We start from the raw sequence: 22,134 nt of genomic DNA on the forward strand, positions 1-22,134 counted from the left end.
TTTTAAAGAATTAAGAGATGTTAAGGAACTCGGGCAGCAACTATGCCCCTTTATCCTTCATTGTTTAATACCGCAGTTTTTAAAATATCAGGAGTTAAGGGATTGTGCAGCCGAGGTTGTCTCTTTGGCTTCGCAACTCCTTAACTCCTGAATATCTATTTTGCCGTTGCAGGCTTATCCGCAGTGGAAGTATTCCTGCACGAGCTCCTTCGTGGCATCGTGGTTCTTCTCGATGTCGTGGCGGAGCGTGCGGTCATTGAATGAGCGTAGCTGCTTGATGATGCCGTCGATCATGGCCTTGCTGAACACGCCCTTCTCCTCATACACCGCGCGCTGGCGCTCGAGGCAGTCGGCGGATGCGCAGCAGCTGTCAGGCAACTGAGCCAGTTTACTGAGTTTGTCGGCGTTTGCTGCATCGTGTATGTTGACGTTGACGTATGTGCTGTCTGCCACTTCGAGCGCGTTGTCCATCTCGAAGCCATGGCGGCATGCCACGCAGAGGCCGGCGATGAGTTGGTACAGGTCGGCGCTGCCGTCCGGTGAGCGCATCTCCACCGTCTGCTTTGCCGATGTGTCGGCGATGGCCTCCGGCTCCTGCGGGTTTGCTGCGTGGCAGAGGTCGATGCCTGCTGTCCACCCGAGCGGCACTCTGACGAGCACGCTGCGGTTGCGGTCGCCCCAGCAAACGTTTGTCGGCGCTTCCTGATGCGGCACGAGGCGGAAATATGACGTTGGGTTCTTGTTGCCAAAGGCGGTGATGCTCTCTGCCAGGTCCATCATTCCGGCGATGGCCTTGCGCGCTGCGGCGCTCAGTTTCCCGCCATCGAGCATCTGGTTCTTGCCGTCCTTCACCATGCGCATGTGTATGTGCAGCCCGCTTCCTGCCTTGCCCACGGTAATCTTCGGGGCGAACGTCACGTTGAGCCCCATCTCGTATGCCAGGTTCCTAATAGCCCATTTCGCCAGCATGAGCTGGTCGGCGGCTTTCTCGGCGTACACCGGCAGGAACTCAATCTCATTCTGTTCGTAGAGCAGGCCGTCCTCTGTGAAGATGCCCACTTCCGAGTGCCCGTATTTTATCTCCCCTCCGGTCTGTGCCACATAGAGCATGCACTGCTGGCGGAAGTCGTTCATCTTGGCATACGGGGCAGACTCGTGGTATCCGTGCTGGTCGATTGCCGGGAACACCTCCGGGTCTTCGTCTATGACGTAGTATTCGAGCTCGCCCATCGCATAGAACTCCATTCCCGTTGTCTCGCGGAATGCGCGGCACGCCTTGCGCAGCGTGTTCTCGGGAGAAGATGCGAGCGGATTGCCGTCTTTGTCGAAGTAACTGCACAACATGCAGAGCGTCGGGATTTCTGCGAACGGGTCGAGGAACGCCGTGCTGAAACGCGGCAGCACATACAGGTCACTGCTTCCCGCCTCGATGAATGAGAACAGGCTCGAGCCGTCGACACGCTCACCGCATGTCAGTATGGTCTCAAGGTAATCCCTGTTCGTGATGACAAAGTTGAGGGTCTTCAACTTGCCGTCGTCCGCAGGATACATGAAATTGACCATCTTCACTTCATTGGCCTCGATGAAGCGGATGATGTCTGCCTTCGTAAATTCTTCCGTAGGCTTCTGCAGGAATGCCACCACGGGGTTGGCATTCATTGCCAGTTCTGCTTTTGTCATAGTATTAATATATTTTACAAGTTAGTAATGTAATTTTGCATGCAAAATTAGTTATTTGTTTTCACACCGCCAAATAAAAACATGGAAATAATGCGGGGGAGGGGGGAGATTATAGACATAAAGTTTTGGATTATTTGATAAAGACAACGGGAATAGATCCTATAAAAAGATTTTTTCCTAACAAATTACGGAATTATCTTGCTTGAACCCACTTATAATTACCAACAACCTTCCTTCCATGAAAGAGCTGTGAGAGTTGCTTAACAAAACATGAAACCTATTTGTGTTTGTGCGTAGAAACAGTTACCTTTGCAGATACGTTACAACAGTCAAGACATGCTATTAAGTATCATCATACCTGTCTATTTTGTCGAGGAAACATTGCAACGATGTGTGAAGAGTATTTTGCAACAAACCTTTACCGACTGGGAACTTATCTTGGTAGATGACGGTTCACCTGACGGTTGTCCTGCGCTGTGCGATGAGTTTTGCCTGCAAGATAACCGCATCAAAGTGGTACATCAAACCAATGGCGGACTAAGTGCTGCTCGCAATTCGGGGTTGTTGCAGGCACAAGGTAGCTACGTCACGCTTTTAGACAGTGACGACTATGTGCGCAAAGACACCTACCAACAAGTGATGCAACAATTAGTGGATCAACCAGACATAGATATCATTGAATATCCTATTACCCTCCACACTCGAAACAAACAGCGAGAAAAGATATTATCCTTTCCTGCAAAGCGTTACAGCAATATGCTCACCTATTGGTTTGAGAGTCAAGCCTACCTACACACCTACGCTTGTAACAAGGTGTACAAACGCAGGCTTTTCAACCAAGTACGCTATCCTGTGAATAAGGTGTTTGAAGATGTGTACACCCTACCATTGCTTTTACGACAAAGCAAGGTGGTAGCCACCACCGATAAAGGTATGTATTTCTACGTTGACAATCCGCAGGGCATCACCGCAACGGCTGGTGGTGAACAACTCAAGGATTTGCTGCATGCTCATCTTGCATTGTTACAAGATTCTCAATTAACAGAACATGAGGGATTTGCCAATTACTACGAACACATATTAAACATACAAATGGATGTCTGCGAGATGACGGGAGCACAACCCACTCTACCCTCATTCAACTTTCGCGGTCAGCAAGACATTCCATTTAAGACGAGGCTTTCCAGTCTCATAGGAATACAACGCTTATGCCAACTGAACCAATTTATACACAAGGTGTATCGAAGAAGCCGTTAGTGAGCTTCATCATACCCGTTTACAATTTGCCAGCTTCTTTAGTTACAGAGTGCTTAGACAGTATTCTGATGCTATCGCTTGACGCAAAAAGTTGCGAGATAATTGTGGTAGACGACGGCTCCGACACGTCTCTCCTCAGTGCCTTGAACGCTTATCTCGACAAAATTGTCTATATACGCCAGCCCAACCAAGGGGCTGCAAGTGCTCGCAATATGGGTTTGTGTGTCGCCAAAGGCGAATATATCCAGTTTGTTGATGGCGACGACGCACTCATCCCCTTTGTCTATGAACATTGTTTGGATCTTGTGCGATGTCAGGATGCCGAGATGGTGAAGTTCGATTTGACACGCAACAAAAAGCAAGACAACAACTACAATATTGAAGGTCCAATGACTGGTAGCCAATATATGAGTACACACAACCTGAAAGTTGCTGTTTGGAGCATGCTCTTTAAGCGTGATTTGTTGTGCGGATTAAGATTTACACCAGGCTTGCTGAACGAAGATGAGGAATTCACACCCCTGCTCATCTTGCGCACCGAACGATTGTACATTACCGATGCCAAGGCGTATTACTATCGAAAGAGAGACAACTCGTGTACCACAAGCAAAAATAAGAAAACCCAATTGCAACGCCTGCAAGATACTCTTCGGATATTGGGACAATTTCAGCAACGCATTGACACGCTACCTCCCATGGAGCGAAACGCCATGCAGCGACGCATCGCACAGCTCTCTATGGACTATATATATAATGTGGCACGCTATACGCACAGTCTTCACCGACTTGAAACTGCTTTGCAGGAGATGAGGCGACATGGACTCTATCCGCTACCCGATAAGAAATATACCCGTAAGTACAGCCTTTTCAGACGGTTAATACGCACCAAAGCAGGCAGATATTTGCTCATTTTAATGACATTGAGATGAAGATTTTGCTTTTAGGAGAATACAGCAATGTGCACTGGACATTGGCAGAAGGACTGCGACAGTTGGGACACACAGTAACCGTGGTATCGAATGGTGACTTCTGGAAGAACTATCAGCGCGACATCGATTTGTCAAGAACACTGGGAAAATTAGGCGGTATGCGTTACATGGCGAAACTATACCGCTTGCTCCCCCTGTTATGTGGCTATGATGTCGTGCAGGTAGTTAACCCGATGTTCTTGGAAATCAAAGCACACCGCATCATGCCCATTTACAAATACTTGCGCAAACACAACAAAAAGATATTCATGGGTGCCTTTGGCATGGATTACTACTGGGTTCACACCTGTTGCACCGACATGCCGCTGAAGTATAGCGATTTCAATATGGGCAAAGAATTACGCCAAACAGCTGATGCACTAAAAGAGCAAAGGGACTGGTTGGGGACGGATAAACAATGGCTCAATGAATATATGGCACACGATTGTGACGGCATCATTGCAGGACTTTACGAATATTGGGTATGCTACCATGCCCACTTTCCCGACAAAACAACGTTCATCCCCTTTCCTATTCGGACAAAAACGATGAGTGAAAGGCAACCAATGACGAATGGTGACCATCGGCTAAAACTGTTTATAGGCATCAATCGTGAACGGTCTGTCTACAAAGGAACAGACATCATGTTGAAAGCTGCACAAGACCTCGTGCTGAAATATCCCCATCAAGTAAGTTTGCAAATAGCCGAAAGTGTGCCTTTTCATCAATACCAACGCATGATGGACGAAGCAGATGTCATACTGGATCAGCTTTACAGTTATACTCCTGCCATGAATGCTCTGGAGGCTATGAGCCGAGGTATCATCTGCATCGGTGGCGGCGAACCGGAGAACTACGAAATACTGAAGGAAACGGAGCTAAGGCCCATCATCAACGTAGAACCTTCCTATGAAAGCGTTGAGCATGAGTTGGAGTTGCTGGTACAACATCCCGAACGGGTGAAACGGCTACAACAACAAAGCATAGACTATATCAAGAAGCACCACGACTACGTGCAAGTGGCCAAGCAATATGTAGATTTTTATAACAAAAGTTTCACTCCCTAAAACAGTTTTTGTTGTTAATGAGGGAGTGAAACTTAAGCTATGTAATCATCTTTCGTATGCCTTGACAGCATACATGCTGTTCACATTGTTTACAAGCTATCACACTCTTCTAACCAAAGTCTGCTGGTTGCGTCGCTTGGCATGCGCCAATCACCACGAGGACTTAAGCTCACGCTGACCACCTTGGGTCCATCAGGCAAACATGAACGCTTGAATTGCTGAGAGAAGAAACGCTTGCAAAATACCTTGAGCCACTTCTTAATAGTTTCCTCATCATAATATCCTATCATCTTAAGCGAGTCACCCTCAAGGTCTTGCCGCTGCTGCGGTTTTGTTTCTGCGAAAGCTTTTTTGGCCAACAAGAATATCTTGCGAGGACGGAAGCCAAAACGTAAGAAATAATAAAGGAAGAAATCGTGTAACTCGTACGGGCCCACCAGATCCTCTGTCTTTTGCTTAATATCCCCATGCTCGTCGGCAGGTGTCAACTCGGGCGAGATGGGCGTATCAATAACATCCATCAAGATGCGTGCGGCCCGATCATCACAAGTGAGGTGTTGGGCATAGAAACGCACCAAAAACCTAATCATGGTCTTAGGAACCCCTGCGTTAACACCATACATGGACATGTGGTCGCCATTATAGGTTGCCCACCCTAAGGCCAATTCGGACAAGTCGCCAGTGCCAACCACCAAAGCATTGAGCTGATTGCTCAAATCCATTAATATCTGTGTGCGCTCGCGAGCCTGACAGTTTTCATACGTCGCATCATGTACATTGGGGTCATGCCCAATGTCTTCGAAATGCTGGTTGACGCTCTTACGGATGTCGATTTCCTTGATGGTGATACCAAGCTCTTGCATCAAATCAATAGCATTGTGATAGGTTCGGTCTGTCGTTCCGAAGCCTGGCATGGTCACACCGATGATTCCTTTGCGGTCGTAACCAAGTTGGTCGAACGTCAACACGCAAACCAACAGTGCCAACGTAGAATCCAAGCCACCACTGATGCCCAGGACAGCGTTACGACAACCTATGTGCTTGATGCGCGTAGCCAACCCCATCGACTGGATGTTGAGTACCTCCTCACAGCTTTCATCCAGTTGTTCTGTATCTGGGAGGAAGGGATGTGGATTAATCTCGCGCTCAAGCTTGAAGTCATACGACCGCAGACATGACAGGCATTGCAGGTAATGGATGGTTGAACCACTGCTAAAAATGGCGAACTGGTTAGGGATCAAGTTGTCAGCGAATCCTTTTTGCTTGGCGTAATTATTTACTTGTCGCTGGGCATTGACATACGTTGAATTGGTTCTGCGCTCTGCTCTCAACATCTCAATGTCTATCTGTGCGGTTTGTATCTGTCCTTCGAACGTAAATCGTTTCCCCTCTGCCAGCAAGGTTCCTTTTTCATAGATGAGTCCATTGCCCGCATAAACCAAGTCTTGCGTACTCTCACCAAAACCACTGGTCGCATAGACATACCCTGTGATGGTTCTCGAACTTTGTTGAGAGAGCAAGCTCTTGAGGTAGTTGTACTTGCCAACCACAGCATCACTGGCCGAGAGGTTGAAGATGATGTCGGCACCTGCCAATGCTAATGTATTACTGGGGGGAACGGGTGCCCACACGTCCTCACATATTTCAACACCAAATTGAACGCCGTCGGCAGTCACAAAGATTTGTGGATCGGGCGTCACCACGATTTGCTGTCCAGCATAACGTATGGTTGTTTCTTTCAAATCCTGCGAAGACGCAAACCATCTTTTCTCATAAAACTCACTGTAATCGGGCAGGTAGGTCTTTGGAATCACCCCAATAATCTGTCCTTGCTGAATGACCATGCCGCAATTCAAGAGCAAATCTCCGACAATGATAGGCAGTCCTACGATGACAATAACGTCTAACTTTCGCGTGAATTCCAGCAAATGAAGTACAGAAGCTTCTGACGCATCTAATAAAAGATTCTGCTGAAACAAGTCCTGACACGTGTAAGAAGTGATGCCTAACTCTGGAAAGACGATGATTTCGACACCCTGTTCTTCGGCTTGAGCAATCTGAGCTTCAGTTTGCTCAACGTTGTACTTGCAGTCAGCCACCTTGACTAGTGGTACTGCACATGCTACTTTGATAAATCCTGATTTCATATTGTATTGATTTAAAGTTGTTCGTATTATTTGACTGGAGTAAGTGGAGGCAAATGAAGTATACCAGCAAATTCGTTTTTATTGGAAAGAGTAATGTCTGTTTACTCCCATTAACTCCCCTCGTAACTCCCATTAACTCCTAAGTTATACTGTAAAGCTATTGTCCATTAACTCCTGTTAACTCCTCCCGTAACTCCCGTTAACTCCCCTTTATTTAATCGTCACCTGCGTGGCTCCGTAACCATATTCCTGGAAACTTGCGTCCTGATATGGATATTTCTTGTAGCGATAATTCAGGTCGTTGATGAGCGCTCGCCTCAGCACACCCTCACCTTTACCATGGATGAAGATGATTTTTTGCCCTTTCTTATTAGCATACTCAGCTATAGTGTCACGAAACTTCTTCCGTTGGTAATTCAGAATATCCGTGGCACTCATGCCCGCAGTAGAGTCCAACAACTCGTTGGCATGCAGGTCAACCACCAGAAGATTGTCATCACCCCGATGCTTCATCACAAAAGGATTACCTTTTCGGCGCTTGTCATCGTACCGACTCATGTAGGTATCGGTCTGTGTTTTTGCCGATGGTGCAACTTTGGTGTGATCCTGTTCAGCCTTTTGATACATCTCGGCCTTCAAAGCAGTGGGGTCCACAACCAACGGTCGCGCGGTTTTATCATTTTCGATGATGGTGTACAACAAGGCTGGTTGCTCAAAGAAGTCGTTCTCTTCGAAGGTGTGAAGCTTGTAGAATTTCACTGGATCGATTCTGAACTGCACATCCACTGCAGGCTTCAAGATGAATGGTTTCTCACGCTTGTAGGCAATCAGTTGAATGGCTACCCGACCCAATTCATTTAAATCCTCACGACCAAACTCGTCGATAAATTCTTTCGTATCAGGCTCTACCTCTTGCGTAGCTTTCAACGTCCAGCTCTGTCCTTCTGCTGCAAGGTAAGTGAATCGAACATAATAGTTGCTGTCGTTCACGAAATAACATTCGAATCTCGTATGAGTCACCTCCTTGATATCCAATGGTACAAAGGCAAGATAGCAACTAAGTTGGTTGCCACCTTTACGCTCTTCTACCGGAGCACGGAAGGTAATCTCCTTGTCAGCCGGGTCTTGCTCAATCTCTTCCTCCTCCTCATCCATTTCAGCATGGCTGACGGCCTGCTTCACAGAAGTAGGTTTCGGTGAAAGAGAACTCACAACTTTGCTGGTGCTATAATCGTCTTCCCGAACAAGCACCACTTCATTGATGGGAGTAGGAATCTGAAAACCATCTTCATCCTCTACCAATACGATATTTTTTCCTTGGAATCCTGCGATGATACCACCGCCAGACTCACTGAGAAAACTTACTTTATCACCTATCTTCATCTTATAAAAAAATGTAAATATCCAACATGTTTATTTCTACTTTCCCTGCCAGACGTGTCCAGCGCAGGGACGTTCAACGCTTATACTGCTATCATCGGACGTGGTATCGAGTGGTACTCCCGATTAAGGAATCAGCAAACTGCTGTCTCCATAGCTGAGAAAGCGGAAATCGTGTGCCAGCGCATAGTCGTAAATCTTCCGCCAGTCGCCATGAACGAATGCACTGACCAGCAGCAACAGTGTGCTCTGTGGTTGATGGAAGTTGGTAATCAACATCTTCACTATCTTGTATTCATAGCCAGGTGCGATGATGATTTGGGTAGAACTGTGCAAGGCTCCCAATTGATTTCGCTTGAGATAGTCGAGGACGTTTTGTATTGCTTGCATCGATGTGATGCCGTCTATCAATCCCCCGTCCAACTGTTCCGTCGTTCCATCCTCTCGCATTCTCTCATAAGGAGCCCATTGACTGACATGTAACTCGGCTTCTGAGGCATCGGGGTGTTCCGACAGATACACGCCCATATAATACAAACTTTCCAATGTCCGCACACTGGTTGTACCTACTGCGATGGCACTTGCATCGTGTCGCAACAGCTTCTCCAACGTTTGTTGGTGTACGCAGATGTACTCGGTGTGCATGTCATGATCTTCAATCTCTTGACTTTTCACGGGTTTGAACGTTCCGGCTCCAACGTGAAGGGTAACCTCTTCCCTATCGATGCCATGCTCGTCTAACGACTTGAGCACATCGTTGGTAAAGTGCAGACCTGCGGTTGGAGCTGCCACCGACCCTTTTATCTTAGAATACACGGTCTGATAAGTGGTCTTGTCGCTCTCTTGCGTTTCCCGATTGAGATAAGGAGGAATGGGCAGCTCGCCCATATCCTCTAATATTTCTGAAAAACTAATATCTTCTGCATCCCAATCAAACTCTATCCAATGATGAGTGGCAGGTGCTGACAGCTGTAGATTTCCCTCTGCCTGATCCTCTTTCTGCTGACTTTTCCTGGTTATAGTCAGCGTAAGACTGCGACCCTTTATTTCGTAGGAACGAGCAAGAGACCCTTCTTTCCATTTCTTCAAATTGCCAATCATGCAGTACCACGCACAGTGACCCCTTGTCTGGAAAATCTGTTCGTAATCAGTTGGAGCAGCAGGTTCCATCAAAAACGCCTCTATCCTGGCGCCTGTACTCTTCATAAAGTACATTCGCGCCTGGATGACTTTGGTGTTATTGAAAATCATCAAAGCCCCCTGTGGGAGATGATCCTTCAGATGATAGAACACATCTTCACCAACTTTTCCTTGATTGTACAAAAGCAGTTTACTGTGATCGCGCTGTGCTATAGGAAATTTTGCAATACGATCGTCGGGCAAATCGTACTGATAATCACTAATATGTATATGTTTTGTATCCATTATTTCTTCGTTCTTACCTCCATTAAGTAAACAACACTAATCCTCTAAATATAGCATACATGTAAGATACAGACATCACTAAGATAACAAGATGAACGTCCTTATAGTTATACCCCGTTTGGGTGTACTGACTCGAGATGTAATTCGTATTGGCCGAGAGCTTTCGATTCACCCGACAATACATCCAATAGGTACTGAATCCAACGACTGTTGCCCAAGCGAATCCCACCAGTACGTCACTTGGATAATGCACACCTAAGTATAGTCTGGTGTAGGCATTAATCAAAGACCATGTAATCATAAAGAAGCTGAACAAACTACTTCTGACTAACAGACAGAGAAACAGGGCAATAGAAAACGTGTTGGACGCATGACCTGAAAAGAAACTAAAAGTCCTCGGACGATATTGGTCAACCACGTCGATTTGGTATTTCAGCATCGGGTCGTTACAAGGACGAATCCTACCCACCAAAGGTTTGATGAAGGCATCGGCCATTCCCGATGATAGAAGCAAGCACAAGGTAGCAAAACCAAGAACGAGAAATATCTGTGTCATCGTCTCATTGTTCTTGATAACAAGATAAACCAAGGCGATATACAGAGGAATCCACGTCACACTGGACGTCATAGTCATCATCATTCCATCCAGAAACAATGAGTCAGAACCGTTCAGTGCAAACAGCAGTTGATGATCCAGATTAGTTATAGCTTGTATATTCAACTTCAGGATGCTGTATTAATAATGTATTATATTTCTTCTATCTGACGGGTTCGCAACCATCCTTCTCTCCCATCAGCCAAGCGAATGCCACGCCAATCGTTGAGTCCTTTGTCTGTGATGTCCACCTTTGTGCCCTCATGGATGACAAACTCGTCTGCACTACCATTAGCTGGTGTCTTCTTGACTGCGACGGAAGGAGCAATGACGATGGCTGCCTTCCTGTTCTGAAGATTATACTTCTGCTGATAGGCAAAGAAGTTACAGAAAATAAAGAGGACAAAGAACAAACAGCCGCCATAAAAGCCAATCTTTCGCAACATTACATTGGGGCCAAAGAGAAACATGAGTACTAGCAACAACACCAATACAATGGACGCAATTGCCATGACAGCCCAGTTGTCAACACTTGTAAAATTGACCAATGAGTGATACCAGGTAACGAAGAACATTTCACTCTCTGGGGTAATTTTGTCAATGGTTTTTGAGCTAGCAAACTGCAAATTGAAACGAATGTCATCGTCACCCGGAGACAACATTAGCGCACGTTCGTAGGCAAGGATGGCCTGGGTGATGTTATCTGTACGATAGTATGCGTTACCCAAATTATAGTACAAGTCAGCATTGACGCCTTTTTTGAGCAATTCCTCATAATCCTTGATAGCCTGTTGATAATTGCCTCGTTTATATTCGGTATCAGCGTTCTCCTTGGTGATGGCCGAAGCTGAAAATGAAACGAACACCATCAACACACAAAACAAAAATGTTTTGCTATGAACTGTCGAGCTGTTTTTATGTTTTGAGCTCGTTTTCATCACATTTTCTATTTCCATAATCGCGGTCATGGCTGAGTCAATCGTCTTATTCATATTACCCGATGGGTCACCAGGGGCATATCTTTCAAACTCACATTCATCCAGTGCCGAGATAAATGTATCGATAGTTTTGTTATCAACAGCCTGCCGTTGCAAATTGTCAGCGATATTCTCACGTGACAGCTGTTCGACCGGCATGTTCAATTTATCACTAACATATCCCCACAAGGCATGCAACACTTCATCATAGAACTCGGCTTGTTTATTCTGTTCCATGAGGTTTCTGGCTTTCTTCAGTCGCTTGGTCGCCACCTTGTTGGCTTTCTTACCACGCATTTTCACAATGTCTGCATGGTCTAAAGCGCGTTTACGGAACACAACCAACAAGATGATAAATGCCAACAGCGGCACCAACAAGCTCACCCAATATTGCGGAGAACCAAAGAAGAACTCATCCACACGGTGCATTCTCACCTTTTGTAATTTGAGACCTCTGATGTCGTTAGCCTTCTCCTGTCGATAGTCAGCCACCGAAGAGCCTTTGCCATCACCCTTCTTCACGTTGATCTTGAAAGCCTGTGTCTTGATGGTTTTGTAGGCATTCAGGCCTGTGTCGTAATAAGTAAACGCAATGGGAGGTATTTCATACTGTCCTTGATTTCTGGGAACCGCCAGTATGTCATAAATCATGTTGCCTTCAACACCATTTGCTGTCAATTTAGTTTTATCCGTTATCTTTGCATCATACTTGTCAAAGTCTTTGGGGAATGCAACGTCTGGCTGTTTAATCAGTTTCAGATTACCTACGCCTCCCACGACAACACGCAGGGATATGGGTTCGCCAGCCTTCACTTCCGTATGATTGACCGAAGCTGAAAGGTTGAATTTTCCCACCCCACCAGAAAAATCAGAGGGACGCTTAGGCAATGGGTCTACCTGCACCGTCAATCCCGGTGCCACGATGTTGCGTTTTACTTCCACATAACCAGAACCTCCGTTGAAGAACGCTTCAAAGGGATCGACGGCCCTGTTCTGCTGGACAACGATGCCTTTGAAGGTGATACTTGGTATCTCCAGTTTTCCCGTTACTTGCGGATACATGACATACTGACTCCACGTAACACAGCGATAGTTTTTCCCGTTGACCTTTTCTACATGGAAGTTTTTCTGCTGTGGCAACTTGATTTCCTGCGTGTGAAAGCCAGTCAAGTCAGGCATCTTACCCTCCAGTTGTGTCAAATCAACAAGCGTATATACTTTATAAGTCAGCAGGATAGGTTCTTGTTCATGCACTCTTCGCTTATTGGCACTCACCTTGATGAACAAATCGTTACCTGATATCTTACTCCCAGCCTTTCTAATTTGTGCCTCCCCTGCATAATCATCGTGCATCTGAGGCGCACCATTGTTCTGTCGTGCGGTACCTGACACAGTCACTTTCGCTGCTCTCGACGTAATGGTCTTTCCGTTGATACGTGCATGTGCAGGCGGAATGGTGTACGTTCCGTTCTTTGAGGCATACAACGTATAGGTGTAAGTGATGGATGACGAACTGCTGGTATGACCGTTGACCATCTGAAAGCTCGACTGGCTGGATGTGTACGGTCCGGCAATTACCTCGATAGCATCAGGAATGTTGCCAGCCCTGAAATCGTCTACCTCTTGTGTGTTGATGGTGTACGACAGTCTGAAGTTCTCTCCTACTGACACATGGGATGGCACTGACACGGTGATGGATTGTGCGTTGCCAACCAGTGGGCACAACGTACAAATGAGTATGGTGATAAATATATAATTGAGATATAGCTTCATCCTTTTCTTATTCATCCTTTTGATCACGTGTGATTTACCAATTCTTCTTCAGCTTTTTCTTGCCCGACTGCCGCATGGCTTTCTTCATGCGTTGCTGTGTGGCCTTTTCTTGCTGCGTGGCTGCATTTAAGAGTTGCTCCGCATTCTCCTTACTCATCCGATCTTTCGGCTTGTTCTTTTGCTGTTGTTGCTGATCCTGTTGCTTTTGCTGCTGATCATCTTTCTTCTGTTTATCCTTACCATTCTGATCGTCTTTCTTCTTTTGCTCGCCACCATTCTGTTTTTGATTCTTCTGTTGGCGTTTGCAAAGAGCCAGGTTGTAGCGCGTCTCGTTGTCATCCGGATTGTTACGAAGACTCTCTTTATAGGCTTCAATCGCCTCTCCATACATTTGATGATTCTGACAAATCACCCCAATGTTATGAAATATCTTCGCCTTTCTGGATTTACTGCTCTCCAACTTCCCCGCATTTTCATATTGCACAATCGCCGCAGAATCTTTCTGCTGCATCATCAGCGCACATCCAAGATTGTACAAAGCTTGTGGATTTTGACCATTTTGTGCAATGGCTTTACGATATTCAGCTTCTGCCTTGGCGTAGTTTTGCGACCGATACAGCTTGTTGCCCGAGCGAATAAACTGCCGGTCACTCTGCGCATACACGTTTGTCGCACACAAAGCCATGACAAACAAGCCCAGCATATATCTGATTAATGTATTATTCATCCCTCTCTATTCTCCTTTTTTTTGAACAGCCGAACCTTACTCAGCATTGGATTTTTGCTTTCCAATATGCATATTTCAAGAATCAACAACAGGAGAGCCAGAATGGCAAAAGCCTGAAACTGCTCGTCATATTCACTATAAATCACACTGTTGGTTTCACCTTTCTGTAGTTTGGCCAGCTCATCATTCAATTGCTTCTGCGCATCGCTCGTGTTGTCAACATGTATGTAGGTTCCTTCACCAGCCTTAGCCACTTCTTGACACATCTTCTCATTCAAGGCTGTCATGACGGTTTGTCCCCTATCATCAGTCATATAGCCACCGTCTGGTGTTGGAATGGGAGCACCTTTGGTTTCACCTACACCTAATATATATACGTTGATGCCTTTCTTCCGAGCTTCTTTGGCTGCCTCCAATGCCTCACCTTCATGGTCTTCACCGTCGGTAATCAAGATGATGGCACGCCCCACTTTATCTTGTTGCGTAAAGCTGCTCATAGACAAGCGGATGGCCTGTGCTATATTAGTGCCTTGGGTGGTGATGAGTGAAGGATCGGCATTCTGCAGAAACATCTTCGCACTGACATAATCACTCGTAATGGGCAGTTGCACAAAGGCCTCTCCGGCAAACACCACAAGCCCTATTTTGTCGTTGGTAAAGTTGTCCACCAAGTTTTCTACCATCAGCTTACTCTTGGCCAATCTCGACGGAACCACGTCTTCTGCCATCATGGAGTTTGATATATCCAAGGCGATGATGGTTTCTATACCTCTGCGTTTCTCGTTGGATATCTTCGACCCCATCTGTGGCCGGGCAAACATGATGATAAGCAAAGCCAGTGCAGCCTGCAACAACCAGAACTTGACAGACGGACGATACTTCGAGGTATCGGCCATCTGCAACTTCAAGAGTTCGGGGTCACCAAACTTCTTTAATTTCTGTCTTCTTCGGCGATAGCCCATAAAACGAACCAATGCCAATAGTGGAATCAGGACTAATAGCCAAAGATATATCGGGTCTTCAAATCTTACCATATACTTTCCGTATTCAACATATTATACAGCTTATACAGCCGTCGTACGTTTTTCACGCGAACAAGTTTGACGAGTTGCACAGTAAAACCTTTAAGGAATACGACGTAAAACCGTATTTCTCAGCAGCAGTTCCAACAGCAAGCTGATGATAGCTGCTAAAGCAAACGGCTGAAAGGCTTCATATCGCTTGGAGAATTTCTTGACTTCCATCTTTGTTTTCTCCAACTTGTCTATATCGTTGTAAATCTGTTTCAATTCTTTGTTATTGGTTGCTCTGTAAAAGTTGCCTTCCGTCACAGCGGCGATGTCACTCAAGGTCTTTGAGTCTATCTCCACCGGAATGTTCACATATTGTGTCGTCCCTCCCACATTCATGGGATAAGGAGCCACCTTGTTGGTTCCTACGCCAATGGTATACACCCTGATGCCCAAGCTCTGGGCAATCTGGGCACTGGTCATCGGCGAGATGTCACCCATGTTGTTGCTGCCATCGGTGATGAGAATCACCACCTTACTCTTGGCCTTGGAGTCTTTCAAACGCGAAACAGCGTTGGCCAATCCCATCCCTACGGCCGTACCATCAGAAATCAATCCACGCGCAGCGATGTCTGTACGAACGTTTCGCAACAGGTTCAAGAGCGAGGCGTGATCGGTGGTCATAGGACATTGGGTGAACGATTCACCAGCAAATATCGTCAATCCGATGTTGTCATTGGGCCTGCCTGAAATAAATTCGGCAGCAACATTCTTGGCCGCTTCCAATCTATTGGGCCTCAAGTCCTCTGCCAACATAGACGTAGAAACGTCCATAGCCAACATGATGTCAATGCCCTCGACAGACCTCTGATCCCAAGAGTTGCGCGTTTGTGGCCGAGCCAGCACGCACACCACCAGGATGAAGGTGAGGCACCGAAGCACCATAGGCAGATGAATCAGCCGCATTCGCCAGCTCTTAGGTGCGAACAGATAAGCATGCGTATCGCTCATTCGCATGGTTGGCTCACTCTTCTTGCGATAAAGGAAGTACCATACCACATAGGGAATGAGCAGCAACAGCAGTAGGAAATATTCTCTATTTACAAATTCCACGTTTCATTCATTTTAATGACATCACATCCGCTCCCAATTATATCACCAGGAGATAAACATGATAGATGACATAAACTAGCAAGCCCAGCACACCAATGCCTATGACCGCGAGTAGGGTCTTGATTGTCATTCTGTTTTTTTGCTTACGCCTGTCACTCTCATCAAGTTTAGGAACGATGCGTTCTTCGGTAGGCTGGCCCTCTATCTTTGTCTGATCAATGAAATTGATGGCATTGACAAGGTTCATGTCATTTTCGTTGATGAGTGCTTCGTGCTTGGCGAATTTCACCAAATCGGCCGTTTCGAACAGTCCCTTCAGCTCGTCCATCATCTTACGGTCACCGTTCTGCTGCAAATGGTAGATGATTTCGGTAGTGGTCATCTCCATGGCGTTGAAGCCAAAACGTTCCTCGATGTACTTTCTCAACGTGTCAGTCAGCTCGGTATAGTAAGTCTTCTGATCGGTTGAGGTAGTCATCTTCTCCACTTTCAGCTTCTCGATAGCCGTAAGGGCTTTCTGGTGAGGAGGTATCTTCTTGACGATTTTAATTCGGGTGATGATAGGCTTGTTGTTCTTGAGTCTGAGGTATAGATAAAATCCTATGATACAGAGTACTAACATGAGGACGCTCATCCAAAAGATAGGACTCCATTCGCTCCACAGGAAAGGATTATCCTGCACGTCCTTTGGTGGGAAAAACTGGTTAGGATGCAGCGTGTCCACATCCATGGTAACCACCTTCAACGCCAAGGTACCACCCACATATTCCTTTCCATCAATCTTTACTTTCTGCCCGGGAATGGCATACAATTTTTCATCGAACGAGGTGATGGTATATTTCTTAGACACCTTCACAAAGTGATTGTCCAATGCCGTTGTATCGGCATCCGAAACATCTATGATTTCTACTCCCGGAACTAAATATTGCGAGGGTTTGAGGGATGGAAATTGAATCTTGGCACGCTCATGAGCCGTCACGTCAATGGTCATGTGAGCCTGCTGCCCAATGAAGATGCCAACCGAATCAATCTTTTGTTCGACGGCCGTTTGGGCAGACAAGCTTGTTTTGCACAAAAGGCAAAGCAAGATACCAACGATATATTTTATGTTTACATTCATTCGCATAAGGTATTTACACACCAGATAGATGGTTCGCCCACCACGGACAAGCTTGTTAAACGCCACGCTGTGCAAATAGTCGCATCATGGCCTTCACATAGTCTTCGTCCGTTGCCACACTCGTCCAGTCTACCCCACTTTTGGCAAACGTTTGCTTAAGTTGGGCATTGCGTTCCATCCAATAAGCCGTATGGGCGCGGCGCAGTTTGGCCGACGAGGTGTCTATTATCATCTCATGCCCCGTCTCTGCGTCACATATTTTCATCAGGCCAATGTTTGGCAGGTTTTTGGCACGTGGGTCGTATATTTGCACGGCAACCATGTCGTGTTTATGGTTTGCAATGTTCATGGCATGCTCAAAACGATCGTATTCTTTGGCATCGTGCCGGATGTAGAAGTCGCTTAACACGCAGGCCGTGCAGCGTCGTTTCATCATTCGCGTGAGGTATTCTATGGCCATGGCAACATCTGTTTTCTTGCTCTCTGGATCAAAATCCAACATCTCGCGTATGATGTACAGAATATGTTTGCGTCCTTTCTTGGGCGGGATATATTTCTCTATTCTGTCTGAAAAGAAGATAACACCAATCTTGTCATTGTTCTGTATGGCGCTGAAGGCAAGAGTGGCTGCAATCTCAGTGGCCATCTCTCTTTTGGTTTGCTTCTTAGTTCCAAAATCCAAAGAGCCGGAGACGTCGATGAGCAGCATCACCGTGAGCTCGCGTTCCTCTTCAAACACCTTGATGTAGGGACGGTTAAAGCGGGCGGTGACATTCCAATCAATATCACGGACATCATCACCAAACTGGTATTCTCTCACTTCCGAGAAAGCCATACCATGCCCTTTGAAGGCAGTATGATACTGCCCTGCAAAGATATTCTGACTCAGTCCGCGAGTCTTAATCTCAATTTTCCTTACCTTTTTTAAAATTTCACTTGTATCCATATTCTTCATCCAGTAGAACCATGCCCTTCAGGGTTGTTTCTCATCAGACGCGACTGTCTGTGCAAGTTGTTCCTCGTCCCGCTTTAGGGCACTTCTATCTTGTTGATGATTTTCGACACGATTTCCTCTGATGTCATGTTGCTGGCTTCAGCCTCGTACGACAATCCGATGCGATGACGCAGCACGTCGTGTGCCACCGCTCTCACATCTTCAGGAACAACGTATCCGCGATGTTTGATGAAGGCGTATGCGCGAGCTGCCTTGGCCAGGTTGATGGAGGCACGCGGCGAACCGCCGAACGTAATCATGTCTTTCAGTTCGGGCAGCTGATAGCGTTCGGGATATCGAGTAGCAAAAACAATGTCAGCGATGTACTGTTCAATTTTTTCGTCGATATACACTTCGTTGACAATGGTACGAGCCTTGAGAATTTCCTCCGCAGTGGTCACGGGCGTGACCTGCGGCATGGCACCTTGAAGGTTTTCACGGATGATGAGTTTCTCCTCTTCCAAGGTAGGATAATCAATGACCACCTTCAGCATGAAACGGTCTACCTGAGCCTCGGGGAGTTCATAAGTACCTTCTTGTTCAATGGGGTTTTGCGTGGCCATCACCAAGAACGGATTAGGTAACTTAAAGGTGTTTTCACCGATAGTCACCTGGTGTTCCTGCATGGCTTCCAGCAAGGCACTCTGCACCTTTGCTGGTGCTCGGTTAATCTCATCTGCCAAGACGAAGTTGGCGAACACCGGACCCTTTTTCACTTGAAACTTCTCTTCCTTCTGCGAATAAATCAGGGTACCAATCACGTCGGCAGGCAACAAGTCGGGGGTAAACTGAATTCGACTGTAGTCTGCTTCTATCAATTGGGCCAGCGTTTTGATGGCCAGTGTCTTGGCCAATCCAGGAACACCTTCCAACAAGATGTGTCCATCGCTGAGCAAGGAAATCAATAAAGAATCAACCAAATGTTTCTGACCGATGATGACTTGATCCATACCTCGAACAAGGTCGGTCACAAAACCGCTCTGTTGTTCTATCCGCATGTTTAACTCACGAATATCAATAGCTTCTGCCATAATTGTGTTGTTATTCAATTTTTAAACTGAACGCAAAAATACAACAATAATGACACAGAAGCGAAAGTTGCCCACCATTTTATATTTATTTTACCACTATATTTCAATATTTTAAGAACTTTTGGCCTTCATGCTTCACAAGGGGATGATGATGTGCGATAATGGATTTGATGAATTTTTCTTAACAAAAGGTGCTCTGTGCTTCGCGTATTTTCCATGAAGACGTCCAAAGATGAAAATATCGCAAAAATGAGCGAAAAACGCAATGCTTTAGTTGTCAGTATTTTACGATTTTCATAGTGATTTTCAACGTGACTTATCGCTCGTTTTAATAGCTAAAATGGCGTTTTAACGCTTTTATATGATACCATTTACGCACCAAACGCATGCTTATTAAAGAGCAAACTCATACACTTTACAAGAAAAACTCCATGCTTTTACAACTTAAGGATGTAAAACTTGGTTTTTTACCCCTTCTATGCATCCCGAATACCTATCAATTTTTTCTATTTCAACCTTTTGCAACAGCAAATTTATTGTCATTTTTTAGGACAATTTTCACAATACCATTGTGCGTCAAAGTTTTTTGAGTTGTCAGAAATTATGGGGAGAGATAAATAATGAAAACGGCCAAGGAGCCAACTATGGATTATCCTGCTCGAGCGCAAATTGCAGGGTACCTTCTGCCATTTGCCATCACTCGTATGGAATTTTTTCCATCCGCAGATGAATAAAAAATACCGATAAGAAATTAACTAATTGTTCGTTTTTTTGTCAAGGTTATCGTACCTTTGTCCTTGGTGAGAACAGCATTGTTGAAAGTAGTGATGTTAATACTTCCCTGCCTCGCATTGCCACAGGAAGTATGGTCTGCAAAAAGTAAACTCGACACTTTGTTGCACCGCGTTTTCAGCTACCCGCAAAATATCGAAATCAGGCGAGTTGCCGACACCACCAGCTATGCTTACATCAAGTCTTCGTTGCGTGTGAACAAGCGCAATGTGTTCCTCATGGCCGTACCTACCATGTATGCGGTGGCCCATGGCGGCAGACGGGAATATGTACAGGAAAGTTTCAACGAAGTGTCGTTACTGCCTTCTGGCGACTTTACTACAAAAAAGCTGCTGTCACTGTCCACCATTCCCCGCCGACACGTTGCCATGCCAACCTTGATGAGCTATCTCACGCCCAACATATACGACGTGACCATGATTGGCGAAAACATTCTTTCACCCTTCAACAAGCAGAATAAAATATATTACAAATACAGCTTAGAGCAGGAATCTGACAGTGTTATCCGACTGAGGTTCAAGCCCAAGCTGAAAAACACGCTGCTGGTTAACGGGGTGGCCATCGTAACGCCCCATGACGGCCGCATCATACAAGTGAGGCTGGCGGGTGAATACGACATGATACAATTCAGGCTTTTCATCAAAATGGGTAGCGGTATCATGCAAGCTATACGCCCGGAGAAATGCAACTTGGATGCTCGTTTCCTGTTTCTGGGCAATGACATCAAAGCTCATTACACCATGGCTTACAATCTGCCCAAACCTGTTGACGACCACATGGAGGACGACCATGATATGAACAAGATGAAACAGTTGAGACCAGAGCCGCTCACTTCGTACGAGAAACTAATCTACGGCAGGATAGTGAAGGCAAGAGAAGCTGCGGAGAAGGACACGACAAAGATTGACAGTCTTTCGCCAACCAGCAAACGAATGAAACTGAAAACCATTTTGTGGGACATGATTGGGGAAAATGTGCTGACGCATATCAACCAAAAATTCGGGCCAGACCAACAAGGATACTTTAGAATCAACCCCATCTTGAACCCGCTCTTCATGGGATACAGCAACAACCAAGGATTTTATTATAAGTTTAATATTCGTGGCGGATACAAGTTTACGAACAACAGTGACCTTTGGCTTCAGTTCAAGGCCGGCTATTCTTTCAAACTCAAACAGTTTTATTTTTGGACGCCACTCATCTATTATTTTGACAAACAACACAACGCATACCTGAAAACTACCCTATCCGGTGGTCGCCGTATCAAAAACAGAAGACTGGTTAACGAGCTGAACTTGGCCACCGACAACAATCCCATTTGGGAGGGCATGCAATTGGATGAGTTCAAAGATACTTACTGGGATTGTTTTACCAATTATGACCTAACCAAGCACATTGGTTTCCAAGCCGGACTGATTCTCCACCACCGTTCCGCCGTACACAAAGAGGGATTCGTCCTCATCAACAAGCCTAGGGTGTATTCTTCTCTCGCCCCAAAGTTACAAGTGCAATATAGACCCTGGGGATATGCGGGTCCTACCCTGACCGCCAGCTACGAACAAAGCCTCAATAAGTTGGCGAACACCAACGTGCCGTACACGCGTTGGGAATTTGACGGTCAGTACATCCTGCCCTTGTGGAACGTGCAGAGCTTGTCCATGCGCTTGGGAGGCGGTTTTTATACCCATCGCTCCAACAATGATTACTTTGTGGATTTTGAGAACTTCAGACAGACGTTCCTCCCCGATGGATGGATAGACGATTGGTCAGGCGAATTTGAACTGCTGGATTCAGACCTGTATAATTCATCTCATTATTATGCGAGAGCCAACTTCACATACGAGTCACCTTTCTTAATACTTGCCTGGGTGCCACTCGCGGGACATTTCATAGAGCGAGAAAGACTATATTTCAGTGCTTTACACGCAAAGCAGGCCCATCCTTATATCGAACTGGGTTATGCTTTCAAGACGCGTCTGGCCTCTGTTGGAGCATTTGTATCGACCATCAATGGCAAGTACAGGAACTTCGGATTCAAGTTTGGTTTTGAACTATTCAGACAATGGTAAAACTCGGAA

At 45.9% G+C, this 22,134-nt stretch carries 16 protein-coding genes; 4 read left to right on the forward strand and 12 right to left on the reverse strand.

Annotation, left to right across the window (positions count from 1 at the left end):
• Positions 1 to 174: 174 nt before the first annotated feature.
• A complete protein-coding gene (locus HMPREF0650_RS02975; protein WP_004348273.1) occupies positions 175 to 1,680 on the reverse strand; it encodes a glutamine synthetase family protein in 1,506 nt (501 codons plus the stop codon).
• A 336-nt stretch (positions 1,681 to 2,016) separates the two neighbouring features.
• On the opposite strand from HMPREF0650_RS02975, the gene HMPREF0650_RS02980 reads away from it, so the two are divergent.
• From HMPREF0650_RS02980 to HMPREF0650_RS02990, 3 genes are read left to right on the forward strand one after another with little or no spacing between them, the layout of a single operon-like run.
• Positions 2,017 to 2,937 carry a glycosyltransferase family 2 protein gene (locus tag HMPREF0650_RS02980; RefSeq protein WP_040562268.1) on the forward strand — a complete coding sequence of 307 codons (921 nt, stop codon included), beginning with the start codon at positions 2,017 to 2,019 and terminating at the stop codon, positions 2,935 to 2,937.
• Positions 2,889 to 3,866, forward strand: a complete 978-nt coding sequence (locus tag HMPREF0650_RS02985; protein ID WP_004348275.1) for a glycosyltransferase — start codon at positions 2,889 to 2,891, stop codon at positions 3,864 to 3,866. The genes HMPREF0650_RS02980 and HMPREF0650_RS02985 overlap by 49 nt, the downstream gene beginning before the upstream one ends.
• On the forward strand, positions 3,863 to 4,972 hold the full coding sequence (locus HMPREF0650_RS02990; RefSeq protein WP_004348276.1) for a glycosyltransferase family protein: 1,110 nt from the start codon (positions 3,863 to 3,865) through the stop codon (positions 4,970 to 4,972). Before HMPREF0650_RS02985 ends, HMPREF0650_RS02990 begins: the two co-directional genes overlap by 4 nt.
• An 89-nt stretch (positions 4,973 to 5,061) precedes the next feature.
• Here the strand turns inward: HMPREF0650_RS02990 and HMPREF0650_RS02995 are convergent, their stop codons facing one another.
• From HMPREF0650_RS02995 to HMPREF0650_RS03045, 11 genes are all read right to left on the reverse strand, one after another.
• Positions 5,062 to 7,119, reverse strand: a complete 2,058-nt coding sequence (locus HMPREF0650_RS02995; protein WP_004348277.1) for an NAD(+) synthase — start codon at positions 7,117 to 7,119, stop codon at positions 5,062 to 5,064.
• A 210-nt stretch (positions 7,120 to 7,329) separates the two neighbouring features.
• Positions 7,330 to 8,502, reverse strand: a complete 1,173-nt coding sequence (locus tag HMPREF0650_RS03000; RefSeq protein ID WP_004348278.1) for a DUF2027 domain-containing protein — start codon at positions 8,500 to 8,502, stop codon at positions 7,330 to 7,332.
• Between the two features lie 123 nt (positions 8,503 to 8,625).
• Positions 8,626 to 9,924: an S-adenosylmethionine:tRNA ribosyltransferase-isomerase gene (locus HMPREF0650_RS03005; protein ID WP_004348280.1), complete on the reverse strand. Its 1,299-nt coding sequence runs from the start codon at positions 9,922 to 9,924 to the stop codon at positions 8,626 to 8,628.
• Between the two features lie 22 nt (positions 9,925 to 9,946).
• Entirely contained in the window at positions 9,947 to 10,645 is a 699-nt protein-coding gene (locus HMPREF0650_RS03010; protein WP_004348282.1) for a phosphatase PAP2 family protein, read from the reverse strand.
• A 26-nt stretch (positions 10,646 to 10,671) separates the two neighbouring features.
• A complete protein-coding gene (locus tag HMPREF0650_RS03015) occupies positions 10,672 to 13,284 on the reverse strand; it encodes a BatD family protein (RefSeq protein WP_004348284.1) in 2,613 nt (870 codons plus the stop codon).
• Positions 13,285 to 13,303: 19 nt separating this feature from the next.
• A complete protein-coding gene (locus tag HMPREF0650_RS03020; RefSeq protein WP_040562271.1) occupies positions 13,304 to 13,996 on the reverse strand; it encodes a tetratricopeptide repeat protein in 693 nt (230 codons plus the stop codon).
• The gene (locus HMPREF0650_RS03025) at positions 13,993 to 15,030 is read right to left on the reverse strand and encodes a VWA domain-containing protein (RefSeq protein ID WP_004348286.1); all 1,038 of its coding nucleotides are present in this window, start codon (positions 15,028 to 15,030) and stop codon (positions 13,993 to 13,995) included. Before HMPREF0650_RS03025 ends, HMPREF0650_RS03020 begins: the two co-directional genes overlap by 4 nt.
• Before the next feature lie 90 nt (positions 15,031 to 15,120).
• A complete protein-coding gene (locus HMPREF0650_RS03030; protein WP_004348287.1) occupies positions 15,121 to 16,119 on the reverse strand; it encodes a vWA domain-containing protein in 999 nt (332 codons plus the stop codon).
• A gap of 37 nt (positions 16,120 to 16,156) precedes the next feature.
• A complete protein-coding gene (locus HMPREF0650_RS03035; protein ID WP_004348288.1) occupies positions 16,157 to 17,245 on the reverse strand; it encodes a hypothetical protein in 1,089 nt (362 codons plus the stop codon).
• Between the two features lie 49 nt (positions 17,246 to 17,294).
• A complete protein-coding gene (locus tag HMPREF0650_RS03040; protein WP_004348289.1) occupies positions 17,295 to 18,185 on the reverse strand; it encodes a DUF58 domain-containing protein in 891 nt (296 codons plus the stop codon).
• Positions 18,186 to 18,268: 83 nt separating this feature from the next.
• On the reverse strand, positions 18,269 to 19,264 hold the full coding sequence (locus HMPREF0650_RS03045; RefSeq protein WP_004348290.1) for an AAA family ATPase: 996 nt from the start codon (positions 19,262 to 19,264) through the stop codon (positions 18,269 to 18,271).
• Positions 19,265 to 20,091: 827 nt separating this feature from the next.
• On the opposite strand from HMPREF0650_RS03045, the gene HMPREF0650_RS03050 reads away from it, so the two are divergent.
• Positions 20,092 to 22,125 carry a DUF5686 family protein gene (locus HMPREF0650_RS03050; RefSeq protein WP_081454842.1) on the forward strand — a complete coding sequence of 678 codons (2,034 nt, stop codon included), beginning with the start codon at positions 20,092 to 20,094 and terminating at the stop codon, positions 22,123 to 22,125.
• Positions 22,126 to 22,134: the final 9 nt, after the last annotated feature.

The sequence above is a fragment of the Hoylesella buccalis ATCC 35310 genome (assembly GCF_000177075.1).
GTDB lineage: Bacteria > Bacteroidota > Bacteroidia > Bacteroidales > Bacteroidaceae > Prevotella > Prevotella buccalis.